The sequence below is a fragment of the Saccharomonospora iraqiensis subsp. paurometabolica YIM 90007 genome (genome assembly GCF_000231035.2).
Classification (GTDB): Bacteria; Actinomycetota; Actinomycetes; order Mycobacteriales; family Pseudonocardiaceae; genus Saccharomonospora; species Saccharomonospora paurometabolica.
In genome coordinates, this window is sequence record NZ_KI912223.1 from 3,489 (window position 1) to 4,709 (window position 1,221).

The 1,221-nt window shown below is 77.2% G+C and carries 1 protein-coding gene; it reads left to right on the top strand.

Features of this window, described 5'->3' with window-relative positions; genetic code table 11:
- The coding region (locus tag SACPADRAFT_RS26455; RefSeq protein ID WP_040924117.1) for a 3'-5' exonuclease at positions 1-1,221 on the top strand (1,221 nt) is incomplete at both ends.

Sequence of the window (1,221 nt, forward strand, 5' to 3'; positions counted from 1 at the left end):
GGTGCGCACCCGGCTGTCGCCGACGCCGGCCGCGGAGGCGGCGTGGGTGGCCGACCAGCTGCGCCGCGCGCATCTGCTCGACGGCGTCCCGTGGTCGGAGATGGCGGTGCTGACGCGGTCGGCGTCGCGCTCGCTGCCGGTGCTGCAGCGGGCGCTGGCGGCGGCGGGAATCCCGGTGGCCACCACCACCGAGGAGCTGCCGCTGTCCCGCCACCCCGGGGTCCGCCCCCTGTTGACGCTGCTGCGGGTGGTCGCCGACCCGGACTCGCTGGACGCCGACACCGCGGAGATGCTGCTGTCCTCACCGCTCGGCGGCGCCGATCCGCTGGCACTGCGCAGGCTCCGCCGCGGACTGCGCCGGCTGGAACTCGCCGCGGGCGGGGAACGCTCCAGTGACGAACTGCTGGTGCGGGCGCTGCGGGACGGGGACGTGCTCGCCGGTCTCGCCGACGCCGAGGCCGCCCCGGTGCGGCGGGTCGGCGGGCTGCTCACCGGCGCCCGCGAGGCCGTGGCCGCGGGTGCCGGGGTGGAGGACGTGCTGTGGCGGGTGTGGCAGGACAGCGGTCTGCAGGACAAGCTGGTGCGGCAGGCCGCCCGGGGGGGTTCGCTCGGCGCGCGCGCCGACCGCGACCTGGACGCCGTCGTGGCGTTGTTCGACGCGGCGGGGCGGTATGTCGACCGGCTCCCGCGGGCGAGTGTCGCCGGATTCGCCGAGTACCTCGGCTCGCAGCACATCGCCGGGGACAGCCTCGCCCCGGTCGCCGCGCGCGGCACGGGGGTGTCCCTGCTGACCGCGCACGGCGCCGCGGGCCGGGAGTGGACGGTCGTCGCCGTGGTCGGGCTGCAGGAGGGGAGTTGGCCGGACCTGCGGCTGCGCGGGTCGCTGCTCGGGGTGGAACGGCTCGTCGACCTGCTGTCCGGTGTGGACAGCGAGTCGGTCTCGGCGACGGCGCCGCTGCTGGCCGAGGAACGACGGCTGTTCCACCTCGCCGCGAGCCGTGCCCGGGACGTCCTGCTGCTCGGTGCGGTGCAGGGGGAGGACGAACAGCCGTCCCGGTTCCTGGACGACCTCGACCTCACCGGGGCGGCCGACGAGGCCGCGCCGGACGTGCGGGAGCACTCCCGGGGCCGGGCGCTGGTGTTGTCCGAGCTGGTGGGCGAACTCCGCGCGGCGGTGTGTGACCCGGACACCGACCCGCAGCGGCGCGGGCTGGCCGCGCG